This window comes from uncultured Rhodoblastus sp. (assembly GCF_903903185.1).
Lineage (GTDB): Bacteria > Pseudomonadota > Alphaproteobacteria > Rhizobiales > Beijerinckiaceae > Rhodoblastus.
Window position 1 is genome coordinate 1 of the sequence record NZ_CAIUXT010000146.1, and the last position, 13,119, is coordinate 13,119.

Annotated in this window: 12 protein-coding genes and 1 tRNA gene; 10 read left to right on the forward strand and 3 right to left on the reverse strand. The window is 60.6% G+C overall.

What is annotated here, in order from left to right; genetic code table 11:
* The first annotated feature begins 368 nt into the window (after positions 1-368).
* Positions 369-2,507, forward strand: coding sequence for a sodium-translocating pyrophosphatase (locus QZY01_RS13710; RefSeq protein WP_294537932.1), 2,139 nt, complete (start codon positions 369-371; stop codon positions 2,505-2,507).
* Positions 2,508-2,713: 206 nt separating this feature from the next.
* On the opposite strand, the gene QZY01_RS13715 is transcribed toward QZY01_RS13710, so the two are convergent.
* The gene (locus QZY01_RS13715) at positions 2,714-3,139 is read right to left on the reverse strand and encodes an outer membrane protein assembly factor BamE (protein WP_294537934.1); all 426 of its coding nucleotides are present in this window, start codon (positions 3,137-3,139) and stop codon (positions 2,714-2,716) included.
* Between the two features lie 355 nt (positions 3,140-3,494).
* On the opposite strand from QZY01_RS13715, the gene QZY01_RS13720 reads away from it, so the two are divergent.
* The 9 genes from QZY01_RS13720 to QZY01_RS13760 all read left to right on the forward strand — a co-directional run bounded on the left by QZY01_RS13720 (position 3,495) and on the right by QZY01_RS13760 (position 11,095).
* Positions 3,495-4,013 (forward strand): ubiquinol-cytochrome C chaperone family protein, encoded by a 519-nt coding sequence (locus QZY01_RS13720; protein ID WP_294537936.1) that lies wholly within the window; start codon positions 3,495-3,497, stop codon positions 4,011-4,013.
* Between the two features lie 61 nt (positions 4,014-4,074).
* Positions 4,075-4,650, forward strand: a complete 576-nt coding sequence (locus QZY01_RS13725) for a DUF177 domain-containing protein (protein WP_294537938.1) — start codon at positions 4,075-4,077, stop codon at positions 4,648-4,650.
* A 155-nt stretch (positions 4,651-4,805) separates the two neighbouring features.
* A complete protein-coding gene (gene plsX, locus QZY01_RS13730) occupies positions 4,806-5,897 on the forward strand; it encodes a phosphate acyltransferase PlsX (RefSeq protein WP_294537940.1) in 1,092 nt (363 codons plus the stop codon).
* A gap of 63 nt (positions 5,898-5,960) precedes the next feature.
* Complete coding sequence (locus QZY01_RS13735; protein WP_294537942.1) at positions 5,961-6,959, forward strand: beta-ketoacyl-ACP synthase III; 999 nt, start codon at positions 5,961-5,963, stop codon at positions 6,957-6,959.
* 366 nt (positions 6,960-7,325) lie between these two features.
* Positions 7,326-7,673 (forward strand): integration host factor subunit alpha, encoded by a 348-nt coding sequence (locus QZY01_RS13740; protein ID WP_294537954.1) that lies wholly within the window; start codon positions 7,326-7,328, stop codon positions 7,671-7,673.
* A gap of 188 nt (positions 7,674-7,861) precedes the next feature.
* Positions 7,862-8,476: a MerR family transcriptional regulator gene (locus QZY01_RS13745; protein ID WP_294537944.1), complete on the forward strand. Its 615-nt coding sequence runs from the start codon at positions 7,862-7,864 to the stop codon at positions 8,474-8,476.
* Positions 8,477-8,717: 241 nt separating this feature from the next.
* Positions 8,718-8,795, forward strand: a tRNA-Pro gene (locus tag QZY01_RS13750).
* Between the two features lie 559 nt (positions 8,796-9,354).
* On the forward strand, positions 9,355-10,284 hold the full coding sequence (locus QZY01_RS13755; protein ID WP_294537945.1) for a hypothetical protein: 930 nt from the start codon (positions 9,355-9,357) through the stop codon (positions 10,282-10,284).
* Between the two features lie 4 nt (positions 10,285-10,288).
* The gene (locus tag QZY01_RS13760) at positions 10,289-11,095 is read left to right on the forward strand and encodes a hypothetical protein (RefSeq protein WP_294537947.1); all 807 of its coding nucleotides are present in this window, start codon (positions 10,289-10,291) and stop codon (positions 11,093-11,095) included.
* A gap of 423 nt (positions 11,096-11,518) precedes the next feature.
* On the opposite strand, the gene QZY01_RS13765 is transcribed toward QZY01_RS13760, so the two are convergent.
* Together QZY01_RS13765 and QZY01_RS13770 are read right to left on the reverse strand one after the other, a co-directional pair.
* A complete protein-coding gene (locus QZY01_RS13765; RefSeq protein ID WP_294537949.1) occupies positions 11,519-11,821 on the reverse strand; it encodes a hypothetical protein in 303 nt (100 codons plus the stop codon).
* Positions 11,822-12,723: 902 nt separating this feature from the next.
* Positions 12,724-13,119 (reverse strand): transposase (locus QZY01_RS13770; protein ID WP_294537951.1); only part of this gene is annotated, 396 nt, incomplete at its 5' end.

Here is a 13,119-nt window from a genome sequence, read left to right on the forward strand (position 1 = left end):
CCAAGGCGCGTTTTGAGCGCCACCAGTTCCTCTTTCCAGGCCAACAGCGACCCTGACCATTCCGCAATCGACATGATTTCCTCCCCGAACCACAGATCGGAGAGAATCATAATCAGCGATAATACGCAACTGTAGTATTAGGCGGGAGATTCTCCAGTGCTTCCGGACTTGGCGAAAAGTGAGGCGGCTGGCGTCGACTTTATAACGAGGGGCTGCGACAAGCCGCGCATTGCGGCAAGCATGGCTTTGTGGAAGATTTGCGCCGCGCAGCCTTGGAGTTTGATTTTTTGGGCAATGCCGTCTTGCAACCAGCGTGACGGAATTGTCTTGGCCCGCAAAAAAGGCGCGGAATAAAAGGGACGGGAATAATGGCTATCTTCTTCATCATTTTAGGCGGACTGCTGTCCGTGGTTTACGGCGTGGTCACCGTCAAAGAGGTTCTGGCCGCCGACGCCGGCAACGCGCGGATGCAGGAAATTTCGGAGGCGATCGCCGAAGGCGCCCAAGCCTATCTGAAACGGCAATATCTCACCATCGCCGTGGTCGGGGCGGTCATTTTCTTCGGACTCTATCTCCTTCTCGGCGGCCTCGTGGCGGTCGGCTTCCTGGTCGGCGCCTTCCTGTCCGGCGCCGCGGGCTTCATCGGCATGAACGTCTCGGTCCGCGCCAATGTGCGCACCGCGCAGGCCGCGACGAGGTCGCTCGCGGACGGCCTCGACATCGCCTTCAAGGCGGGCGCCGTCACCGGCCTTCTGGTCGCGGGCCTCGCGCTGCTGGGCGTCGCGGTCTATTTCTGGGTCCTGACCGGACCGCTGAACCTCGACGTGAATAATCGCGTCGTGGCGGACTCGCTGGTGGCGCTCGGGTTCGGCGCCTCGCTGATTTCGATCTTCGCGCGTCTCGGCGGCGGCATTTTCACCAAGGGCGCGGATGTCGGCGCCGATCTGGTCGGCAAGGTCGAGGCCGGCATTCCCGAGGACGATCCGCGCAATCCGGCGACCATCGCCGATAATGTCGGCGACAATGTCGGCGACTGCGCCGGCATGGCGGCCGACCTGTTCGAGACCTATGCGGTGACGGTGGTGGCGACCATGGTTCTGGCGACGATCTTCTTCGCCAAGTCGGAAATCCTGAGGGCGGCCATGCTCTATCCGCTGGCGATCTGCGCCGCCTGCATCGTCACCTCGATCATCGGCGCGCGCTACGTCAAGCTCGGCGCCGATAATTCGATCATGGGGGCGCTCTACAAGGGCCTGATCGTCACCGGCGGGCTGTCGGTCATCGGCCTCGCCATCGCCACGCAATTCCTGATCGGCTGGGGCTCGATCGGCGAAGTCGCCGGCCAGGCGGTGACCGGCGGCAATCTGTTCCTGTGTGGTCTCGTCGGCCTCGCAGTGACCGGCGCGATCGTCTACATCACCGAATATTACACCGGCACCGGCAAGCGTCCGGTGGTGTCCATCGCCCAGGCTTCGGTCACCGGCCATGGCACCAATGTCATCCAGGGCCTCGCCATTTCGCTCGAATCGACCGCGATGCCGGCCATGGTGATCATCGCCGGCATCATTTCCACCTATCAGCTCGCCGGCCTGTTCGGCACGGCCATCGCGGTGACGACCATGCTGGGTCTCGCCGGCATGATCGTGGCGCTCGACGCTTTCGGCCCCGTCACCGACAATGCCGGCGGCATCGCCGAAATGGCGGGCCTGCCCAAGGAAGTGCGCCAGTCCACCGACGCGCTCGACGCCGTCGGCAACACCACCAAGGCAGTGACCAAGGGCTATGCCATCGGTTCCGCCGGCCTCGGCGCGCTAGTTCTGTTTGCCGCCTATACCAACGATCTGCGCGCGTTTATCGACCAGGGCCTGCCCTACTTCAAGGATGTCGGAACGGTCAATTTCGACCTGTCCAACCCCTATGTCGTATCGGGTCTGATCTTCGGCGGCCTGATCCCCTATCTGTTCAGCGGCATCGCCATGACGGCGGTGGGTCGCGCGGCCGGATCAGTGGTCGAGGAGGTGCGCCGTCAGTTCAAGGATAAGCCCGGCATCATGGACGGGACCGAGCGTCCCGACTATGGCCGGGCCGTCGATATGCTGACCAAGTCGGCGATCCGCGAAATGATCGTTCCGTCGCTGCTGCCGGTGCTGGCGCCGCTGTTCGTCTATTTCGGCGTGCTGCTGATTTCCGGCAGCAAGGCCTCGGCCTTCGCGGCGCTCGGGGCCTCGCTGCTCGGGGTGATCGTCAACGGACTGTTCGTTGCCATTTCGATGACGTCGGGCGGCGGCGCCTGGGACAACGCCAAGAAAAGTTTCGAAGACGGGTTCGTCGACAAGGACGGCATCGTCCACCACAAGGGCGGCGACGCGCATAAGTCGTCGGTCACCGGCGACACGGTCGGCGACCCCTACAAGGACACCGCCGGCCCGGCGGTCAATCCGGCGATCAAAATCACCAATATCGTCGCGCTTCTGCTGCTCGCCATTCTGGCGCATCAGGGCCTGTGAAAATCGGGGCCGAGTTTTTCGCAAAGCCCGGCTTTTGATCAATCTGCTTTTCGACGAAAAACCCCGCGGATCGCTCCGCGGGGTTTTTTTTATGCGGCGCAGGAAAAAGGCGACGCCGGCTTTTCGCAAAAACTTCGGGACAACCAAATCTTCGGAGCCCGGAGCGGCCCAACCGAATCGCCGTCGATTCCCGGGCGCCTCCGCCCTCAGAACTTGAACTGGAAATTGCCTACCTGTTTCATCAATTGCTGCAACATACGACTCTCGCCGCCGCCGGTGACCGTGGCCCGCGACGAGAAATCGACGACCTTGCCATCTTCCAGGCCGTAATTGGCGATTCGCGTAACTTTCTTGTTCTTGTCGAAATAGACTGCATAGACATGCTGGTCGGCAATATGTTGCGGCAGGAAAGGCGCGGGGCGCTCGACCCGCTGGCTGATGTAATACCAGGCGTCGCCACCCACCGTGGAGGTGGTGGAGGGGGTGCCGAGCACGATCAGCACCTGTTCGGCGGCGGAGCCGACACGCACCTGCGACAGGTTCTGCTCGTCGAAAACATAGCCGCGATGCACGACATTATCGTCGAACATCGAGCAACCCGAAATCGGGGCCAGCGCCAATGCCGCGATCACGACAAGAACGCTTGCGCCGCCCCTCGGGCGTCGGGCATTCCTTCCAGGATGCGATTTCGCATTCGCCAGCATGTGCAATTCTCCGCTTTCCCGGCAAGATTATCCTTGCATCCCGCCGCCGAGATGCCTAACCCCCAGTTGAAGCAAAAGCAAGGCCGCGACAAAAGCCGCGTTGGAAAAGGCCGACGCGCGCCTGTTCGTCAAAGCGCCATGTTTTCGGAAGATCGTGAAGTCCGTTCGGAGCCCCTTCCGCCGCTGAGGTTTTTCGTTGTTCAAGGCCTTCAGTATTTATGGCCCTGAGTAGTTCATGCATTGAGCGTTTGACGCCTTCAGTCTGGGGTCAGGATCGGATGAGATGATTTTTGGTCTGTTCCGCAAGAACCCGCACCGGGACCTGGTCGAGCGTCTGCACGAGAAGATCGTGGCGCAATCGCGCCTGCCGGCTTTTTTCGTGCAGCCCTATGGCGTTCCCGACACTCTGGTCGGCCGTTTCGAAATTCTCACCCTCAACGCCGGACTGCTGCTTGAACGCCTCAACCAGCCGCCCGAACCCGGTCCGGAAGTCTCTCAGGCTCTGGCCAACGCCATCTTTTCGCATTTCGACGACGCCTTGCGCGAAATCGGCATTTCAGATGTCGGCGTGCCGAAGAAGATGAAGAAGCTCGCCGGCGCCTTCATGGGGCGCGGCGCCGCCTATGCCCGGGCTTTCGACCGGGGGGAGACCGAGTTGGCCGCCGCTCTCGCGCGAAATGTTCTGGGGGGCGCCGGCGACGGCGCCGCTTTGGCCGCTTATGCGCTCGCGGCGCGCAGACGTCTCGCCGACACGCCACTCGACGTTCTCATGCAGGGCGACGTTTTTTTTCCGCAACCGTGAGCGGGGGCGGGGCCCTGGAAAAATTCCGGGACGCCGCCCTACCCAAAACAGGGGGAAAGCCATGATCGAATCGCTGTTTCCGGGCGAAGTGGCGCCCTTTTCCCGCCCTGTGGCCGTCGCCTCCGTGGCGGAGTCGGGGGTGCGCGTCAAATATCGGGCTACCGAGGGCGAATGCGCGGCTCTGGCCAGGCAGGACGGATTGGTGGCGTTGCGCGATCTCGTGGTCGAGGCCGAGTTGGTCCGTCGAGGTCGCGATGGGTTGTGCGCAAAGGGTCGGGTGACCGCTTTGGTTACGCAAACATGCGTCGTCACGCTCGAGCCTTTCGAGGCCAGTGTGGACGAGCCGTTCGAGATTGAATTCGTGCCGCAGGCCGAGGCCAAAGCGGCCTACGCCAAAGCGATAGCGGAAATAGAGGCGGCGGCGGACAAGGCGTCGGCGCTCGCCGGACAGATGGACCCTCCCGACCCGATAGTCGGCGGCAAGGTCGATCTCGGCGTGCTGGGGGCGGAATTTCTGGCGCTCGGCCTCGATCCCCATCCACGCAAGCCCGGCGCATCCTTCGGCGAAATCCTCGCCGCCCCGGCGCCGGAAAAGCCTTCGCCCTTTGCCGCTCTCGCCAAAATCAAAAAGGACTGAACGGCGCCGGCGCCGATGCGGCTTTTGTTTTGGGGGCTTGCCAACGCGCGAGCAGTAGCTATTGTCGCGCGCCTGCCGGGGGGCGGGCGCGGCGCCCAAGACCGTCGAAAGACGGGCGTCTCTCGATGCCCTTCGGAATCGGAGTCAAAGCGGGGATGGAAAAGCCTGTGCGGATTGCGCTGGACGCCATGGGCGGCGATTTCGGTCCATCGGTCGTCGTGCCCGGGGCGGACTTGTTCCTGCAGCGCCACCCCGAAGTCCGATTTCTGATGTTCGGCGACAGCGCTAAAGTCTCGCCGCTGCTCGCGGCCCATCCGCGCCTCGCCGCCGCGACGACCTTTCGTCATACCGAAGTCTCGGTTGGCATGGCCGACAAGCCGAGCCAGGCCCTTCGCTCGGGACGCCGCCATTCCTCGATGTGGATGACTGTCGAAGCGGTGCGCTCCGACATGGCCGATTGCGCGGTGTCCGCCGGCAATACCGGCGCGCTGATGGCCATGTCTAAGATCTGCCTGCGCACCATGTCGCAGATCGACCGCCCGGCGCTGGCGGCGATCTGGCCGACCCTGCGCGGGCGTTCGGTGGTGCTCGACGTCGGCGCCACCATCGGCGCGGACGCCCAGCATTATGTCGATCTCGCCATTATGGGCGCAGCCATGGCGAGCAGCCTGTTCGGGCTGGAGCGCCCGACCGTCGGCCTGCTCAACGTCGGGGTCGAGGAAGTCAAGGGCATAGAGGAAGTCAAGGCCGCCTCACGGCTGTTGCAGGCGATCGATGCGCCGCAACTCGACTATCGCGGCTTCGTCGAGGGAGACGATATCGGGCGCGGAACCGTCGATGTGGTGGTGACGGAGGGTTTCACCGGCAATATCGCGCTCAAGACCGCCGAAGGCACCGCCAAGCAGATCGCCGCCTATCTGCGTCAGGCGCTTTCGAGGAATTTCGCGACCAAACTCGGCGCCCTCATCGCGCGTTCGGCCTTCACCGACCTAAGGGCCAAATTGTCGCCGCGCGAAATCTCGGGCGCGGTGCTGCTCGGCCTCGACGGCGTTGTCATCAAGGGCCATGGCGGAATCGACGCCGACGGCTTTTCCGGCGCCATCGAAATTGCCTATGGCATGGTGCGCCGCGGCCTGCTCGAAAAAATCCGCAACATGATGAGCCTCGCTAACGAACCCGTCGCCGCCGTGCTCGAAATCGCTGGCGACGCAGAAGAAGAGGTCGAGCGGAAAGCCGACCCGGCATGAGACAATGATGAAAAAACGCCCAGGCCATAAGAAAGCGACTGGACACGCCAAGGAACGCATTAAGTGACGCAAGAACACAAGCGCCTGCGCTCGGTCGTGAAGGGCGTCGGCTCCGCTTTGCCGAAGCGTTGCGTCAGCAATCGCGAGCTTGAGCGGGAGGTCGACACCACCGATGAATGGATCGTCCAGCGCACCGGCATTGAGCAGCGCTATATAGCGGGCGATGACGAAACCACTTCGACCCTCGGCGCGGCCGCGGCGCGCGCCGCGCTCGCCACCGCCGATTGCCTGGCCGAGGACATCGACCTCATCATTTGCGCCACGTCGACGCCCGATTACACTTTCCCGTCCGCCGCGACCATGATCCAGGCGGATCTGGGCATTACCAAGGGCGTCGCCTTCGACGTACAGGCCGTCTGCGCCGGTTTTGTCTTCGCCGTGGCTACGGCCGACAAGTTCTTGACCTCCGGTTCGCACAAGCGGGCGCTCGTCATCGGCGCCGAGACCTTTTCACGCATATTGGACTGGCGCGACCGCACCACCTGCGTGCTGTTTGGAGATGGCGCCGGCGCCATCGTGCTGGAGGCGCAGGAAGCGCAGGCGGCGGAAGGAACCGCAGCGGACCGGGGGGTGCTGACCAGCCAATTGCGTTCGGATGGCCGCCACCGCGCCAAGCTCTATGTCGATGGCGGGCCTTCGACAACACAGACTACGGGCCATTTACGCATGGAGGGCAAGGAAGTCTTTCGATTCGCCGTCGGCCAGGTCACCGATGTGATGCGCGAGGCTTTCGCCGCGACCGGAACGACCGCCGACGATCTCGACTGGTTTGTCCCCCACCAGGCCAACCGGCGAATCATCGACGCCTCGGCGCAAAAGCTTGGCATCGCGCCCGGCAAAGTCGTCACCACCGTGCAATTCCACGGCAATACCTCGGCAGCCTCGATTCCGCTGGCGCTTTCGGTCGCTTGTGCGGACGGACGCATCAAGCGCGGCGACCTCGTGATGATCGAGGCTATCGGTGGGGGATTTACTTGGGGTGCCGTAATAATTCGATGGTAGAGAGACTTGATCCGCCAGGCCCAGGGAACGGGACTCCGCTGGATTTCCCTCGGGATATAAAAGCAAAGCTGGCGCCTTTCGCGTGAAGAAAACGCACAATAACAAAAAGCTAAAGCTCCGTTCCCGCCGTGCCGCATTGCAAAAAGCGTCGGACGCGTCCACTTTCCTTCAGAGGCGGGAAGCTGCCGCCCGCTACTCCGTACTTTCCGCAATCGACGGATTCGCTGTCGAAATTTCCGATTTGAGCGTTATAATCTCATCCTACGGACTAGGTTCGCGTTGGCGCGTCTTTGCCGAATGGAATTTGATGAATTGTTGTTTCCGAGGGACAATGGCATGAACTCCGATACCTATACATCTTGCAAAATGAAGCCCATTTTTCCTCAGGGGGAAGTGGAAGTTTCCGGCAGGAGCCGCACCGTAACGCGGTCGGATTTGTCCGAAGCGGTTTTTCGTCGAATAGGACTGTCGCGTCTCGAATCGGCTCATCTGGTGGAATCGGTGATCGAAGAGATCAGGGAAGCCCTGCTGCGCGGCGAGAATGTGAAATTGTCCAGTTTTGGCACGTTTCTGCAGCGTTCGAAGCGCGAGCGGGTCGGCCGCAATCCGAAAACTGGCGTCGAGGCGACCATCTGCCCGCGCAAAGTGCTGATTTTCAAGGCTTCGCATATTTTACGCGGGCGGGTCAACGACGGATCCTGGGAAGAAGCGTGAGGTTTTAATGCGTCGCTCCTGACCGAAATTTCCGCCACTGTCGGGTCCAAATCGGGTCCGTCCGGCCAATAGATTTCTGATTCGAGTTCGAAAATCTCCGATACTTCTGGACAAGTCCTTGTTTTGCCCGAAAATAACCCTTGCGGCGGATCGCCGCGCAAAGGGGCGTCCAGTAGACGAATCGTGCAATGGACAAGACGCAGGATGCTTTTCGCACCATCGGGGAAGTGGCTGAGGAACTCGACCTACCGCAGCATGTCCTGAGATTCTGGGAGACCAAATTTAATCAGATCAGGCCCGTCAAACGCGCCGGCGGCCGGCGCTATTACCGGCCCGAGGACGTCCAACTGGTCTCGGCGATTCGCGTCCTGCTCCATAGCGAGGGCTACACGATCAAGGGCGTGCAGCGCATTTTGCGCGAACAGGGCGCCCGCGCCGTCGTGGCGGCGTCGCATGGCGGACGCGGTCATCATGGATCGGGGTCGGTGACGCCTCTTCATCTGGTGCCGCCGGCGCCCTTCAGTTCAAGGATGGAGGGGCTTCTGGATACGGGGCCGGCGGCCCCGCGTCATTCCGGATTGGCGGCGGCGCCTCCCCCGTCGGTTCAAACAATGCCTGATCTGCTGACGCCGCTGGAGGCGCCCATTATAGCGGCCGCAGCGGCTCGGGGGCCGGGGAGGGCGACAGAAGATTCGGCTTTCCAGGGTTCGTCGCTGTCGGCGCAGGATCTCCATCGCCTGGAAACCATACTTGTCGATCTGGACGAATGCGCCCGGTTGCTCGAAGCGGCGCGGCGCCGATAATGCCCGGATCCTGAAATCCTGAATTCCGAGTCCGGGTTAGGAGCGAACGTGACGCCGGGCTTATGCGAGGATTTCCATAATCGCGGCCCGTCGCGATTATAGAGACCTGCTACAAGGCCTCCAGCGAAGGGTAGACGCCAAAGCTCGCACGCAGGGTCTGGGTTTCGGATTTGGGACAATCGGTCGATTTTTGCCGCGCGCCGTTGCCAGTCCCTGAAGGCTTGTCTATAAGGCGGGCAGTCGGAGTGTAGCGCAGCCCGGTTAGCGCACTAGTCTGGGGGACTAGGGGTCGTGGGTTCGAATCCCGCCACTCCGACCATTTATCTCATTGAAATTGCTGATAGAAATCTCCGCCCCTCAGCGGATTCGGTTTCCTTGAAAAGGGAACATAAGGGCTCCAAACGCGCCCATGGGAACATAGAGTCCCGCCAAAGTCCCGCCAGCTGTTTCTTTTATGTTCGCGTTCACGCCGAGATGGCGCGGACCGATTCCGACAGCGAAAATTTCGGCGGCTTGACCATCGCCGCAGCGGCCGCACGAGCGGGTCGGAATCATTTTTCGGATGCTTTCGAATCATCCCCTCCGCCAGGAAGGGAGATTTCGACATCAGAGGTGACGTGTTTTGTCGGCCTCAGCCCGATCGACCCTCGGATTTGCGCTGGCGGCGCAAAAACTCCCGATGTCGTCGCAAACGGCCAGTTCTTGAAGGCCGGCGAATCACAACCAGATGTTTTAATTCCGGCGCAGCTTGTGTTGATCGGCAGGGAATATCGGTGCGTCGAAGCCTATCAGTGCGTTCGACGTCGATATCGTCAAGCTGCCGCTTCACCGGTTAGATCAGGCGGGTCCCCTTTCTCAATCAATGGGGCGGCGCCGAAATGACGAGTCTGATCGCCAAACTGCCGCCCGAGCTTCAGGTCGCCCTCGAGCCCATCCGTCGTCGGCTTGCCGAGCCATTTCCGCGCATCTCCGCCCAGAAAATTTTCGACGAATATGGCGACCTTATCGATAAGCTCCTTGAGCGAGGCGTTACCCATGCGGATCTGGCCGCTATTCTCTTTGAACTCGGTCTGGTCGGTAAAAACGGGCAAAAGCCGAAGACCAATTCCGTATCGAGAAGTCTGAACAGGTCCCGGCAGACCATTGGGCTGTTGAAGCTTCCCCAAAGGAGGGGAGCCGATCCGGACGAATGTCAATCGAATGGGGCGTCAGGGATCAACCACCCCAAGGCGAATGGTCTCGTAAAAACAGGCTCCAGATCGAGCGCTCGCTTGAACGGCCGAGTTGCGGATGTCTCGTCGTCGACAGTGGCGCGATCAGTTTTCGAAACGGACCCGGTTATCGACGATGAACGACAGAACCCTTTGTCGTGTCCCGTCCATTTCTGTCCACTATTCCGCCAGAGTGGTTTCGCCGTCGAACCGGGCGAAACCCTGCGCCAAGGCGCTGAGCGCGTCGATCAGGGCGCAGGCGGTCAGGTTGCGGCGGAAGACGACAAAGCACGGCAAACCACGGCAGCCTTTGACAAAACAAGACACGGCGCCTTCCGACAAGGTGCGGCCGCGCTGGACAAGTCGCGGCCGGAACCGGGGGGCGCCGGCGCCGACGACCGCCGTCGGCTATCTGACGCCATCAAGAGCATTGGGGCGCCCAACTCGTCAGACGCTGCGACTAAAGCGGGAATAGCCGCCGCCTCTCCGCATGCCGCGCAAGCCCAATTCCCCATCCCGCCGCCGTTGTCGCCAGCACAGCACTTCGCTCGCGCCTGCAAAGCAGGCGAGTCCTTGATCAAACTGAGAATGGAATAAAACAATGTTGAAAATGAAACATGCTATCTTTCTGGAATACCTCGGTGTTCGCGGTGGAATAGGCAAATCGACCTCGGCAAACCGTGCGCGTGATCACTTCAAGTGGGCCGGTGTTTCGGTTTACTTGGTGCGCATTGAAAGCAAACGTTGCCTGTGGACGCCTCAGACTGACGAGGTTTTCATCGCTACCGAGGATCTTGCCGAATCCAATGATCAGACCGGCGGCGTCGCCGCCACTCTCGCGCCGATCTGGAAGGTCCTCGATAAGGCCCGCAAAACGAATGGCGTCGTCATTTGCGACTGGGGCGCCGGTCTGACGAATTTTCGTTCCGACCTGTTGCGTTCAACCGGGTTCGACGAGGTCCTCAATAGCTTCGGCGTCGTTGGCTACGCCTGCATCGTGACGGATAATTCCGTTGATTCCCTGCTCCAATGCGCCGATACGCTCAAAAGCACCCGCGACGTTGCGCCGGGTTTGCACCTGGTTGTGATCCACAACGAGGTGCACGGCCACTTCGACTTCGCGGACGGAACGGTCGAAGCTCGCGCATTGGCGGGCGTGATGGAAGAGTCGGCCCAGGCCAGGCACATCAAAATTCCCGCTTTCCGCGGAAATGCGATGGCGCCCTTCATCGCCGCAGGTTTGACCGTGCTCGAGGTCATGACCAGCGACCCGCAATGGCTCGCGACAAAAATCGGCCGCGACATTTTCGTTACGAAGGCCTGCGTCAGCAAGGTCGCCGAGTGGTGGAAGGCGACTGAATCCGAATTCAGCAATGCGTTTCCCGCGCCAACGGATATGGCGCCTTGAAGTTTTGGTTCGCAACCAATGCAATACAAATCCGAAGGCCTAACCGGTCTTCGGATTTGAGCTTTGCACCGATATTGAATCTAATCTCTTAAGTTTAGAGTAGCAAAAAATGAAACCTCTTTAATACCTTGCCTGCGGTTTTCGAGAACGGCTCAAAGACGGGAGATCAAAGCGTGCCTATCCGGTTAACGCGTACACGCACTAAATGTGGAGCGTCGGCGGGCTCGGGCAACGGCAGAGATCGGCGGAAAGCGGGAATAGAGCGAAGGGCTGGATCCGGCGCTGAACCCGTCGATGGCCGAACGGCAAGGTGCGGACCTTTGCAATTGATTGACGTCGCGCCGGCGGCGCGACCGACGCCGGAGAATTAGTGCGCTGGGGAACACGACGTCGATATCGGCGCTCATCTCCAAGCCCCCGATTTTAAAAAGAATTGCTCGCCCTTAACCGCGTGAGGTCGTCTCCGGCAGGCTGGCGATCGGCGAGCTCGGCGGCCGCGCCACGATCGGCGAGCTCGACGCCGAAACTAAGGCCGAAGAGGCGGACGTCGGCGAGGTCCTCAGGGCCCTGATCAAACCCGGCGAATTGACAATGATGGCGATCAGCGCCAACACCTTCTACCCCGTCCACCAAGCTCCCGCCAACACCGGCTAACCGTCTCAGCGTCCCGCAAAACACCCCAAGCCGCGCCCCGAAATCGAGGCGCGGTTTTTCCTTTTCCGGCACAATGGAAGCCCCCTCACGAGAATTCTTTTTGTGTTAAAGGTCAAAAATTGGCTGTTTTTCGGTCACAAGCGTGGCCTTAACCATTAGCTGAAAAACACGCCCTAGAAATCAATTTGTGTTAAAAGTCAAAAATCGGCTTTTTTTCGGCCGCTAAAGTATCGCCAAATATTTCATTGATAGCTGAATAAGCATGAACTTCACAGTAGCCAAAAAATAAAAGTCATGGATTTCATGGCTCACAGCCTGAACTATTATCAAAATATATTTCTATGGCAGGGGCCTCCTGAGCCGCCTTCCGGGCATTTGCTCATATTTCAGCGTCTAGTGAAGCACTTTTGCGATTGAATATCACCGAGCCCGGATAAGCCACAATCGATTACAGCTCGTCGCTGTAAATCACAACGATCGGCAATCAGCTCAAGAAAAACATGCGTATCCACCGCATATTTTTACTTTTTTTCGCAACCCCACGGCAGGATCGAGTCCTATCCTGCCTCTAAATGGTCACATTCAGACCGCCTCAGGGAGAGGCTCTGCAGCCAAGGTCAAGGGGTTAAGGTAGGGATGGCCCGATACCGCAAACCTGGTGCAGCTGAAGCTTGCCCCGAGTTTGACTGCTTAAGGCCCGCAACCGCAAATCACTACGCAGCTGCGCCGCATAGTGTTTGCTGGCCGGCGTCGCCGTCGGGCTCCTGAGCGGAGGGCTTTTCCGACCTTTCGGCTGGGCCACGCGCCCCCATGCTGGGTCGCGCGCCGCAGATTGCGGCGCTGTGGCATTCCCGCCAATCAAATACTTGATAACCGATAGCAGCATGCGCGCGTTATCGCCGCCGGGCGCCAGATTCGGAGTATTCATCCGCCGTACCACGCAGGCACGGGCTGACCGGCTTCACGCAATCGCCTCAGGCGGCTTGAGCGGCGTTTGCCGGGACCTGCGGCTTCCAGTTCCACGGCGCCAGCTCATCCAGCCGGTGTGCGGGGTGGCCGGCGATGCGGGAGAGGACATCGGCCAACCAGGCCTGCGGATCGACGCCGTTCATCTTGCAGGTGATAATGAGACTGTACATCGCCGCTGCGCGCTCGCCCCCGCGATCCGAACCGCAGAACAGCCACGATTTTCTTCCAAGAGCAATGCCGCGCAGGCCACGCTCGGCGGCATTGTTCGAGAGGCAAACCCGTCCGTCCTCAAGAAACAGCGTGAAGGCCGCCCAACGCTTGAGAATGTAGTTGATCGCCTTGACCAGATCATGCCCGCGCGACAGTCTGGCGGCTTGCTCGCGCATATAGACCCGGAGATC

Excerpts from the sequence above, each read along its gene's own strand:
- QZY01_RS13710 (WP_294537932.1), top strand. The coding sequence starts at position 369 with ATGGCTATCTTCTTCATCATTTTAGGCGGACTGCTGTCCGTGGTTTAC.
- QZY01_RS13720 (WP_294537936.1), top strand. The coding sequence starts at position 3,495 with ATGATTTTTGGTCTGTTCCGCAAGAACCCGCACCGGGACCTGGTCGAG.
- QZY01_RS13725 (WP_294537938.1), top strand. The coding sequence starts at position 4,075 with ATGATCGAATCGCTGTTTCCGGGCGAAGTGGCGCCCTTTTCCCGCCCT.
- plsX (WP_294537940.1), top strand. The coding sequence starts at position 4,806 with ATGGAAAAGCCTGTGCGGATTGCGCTGGACGCCATGGGCGGCGATTTC.
- QZY01_RS13740 (WP_294537954.1), top strand. The coding sequence starts at position 7,326 with ATGAAGCCCATTTTTCCTCAGGGGGAAGTGGAAGTTTCCGGCAGGAGC.
- QZY01_RS13745 (WP_294537944.1), top strand. The coding sequence starts at position 7,862 with ATGGACAAGACGCAGGATGCTTTTCGCACCATCGGGGAAGTGGCTGAG.
- QZY01_RS13755 (WP_294537945.1), top strand. The coding sequence starts at position 9,355 with ATGACGAGTCTGATCGCCAAACTGCCGCCCGAGCTTCAGGTCGCCCTC.
- QZY01_RS13760 (WP_294537947.1), top strand. The coding sequence starts at position 10,289 with ATGTTGAAAATGAAACATGCTATCTTTCTGGAATACCTCGGTGTTCGC.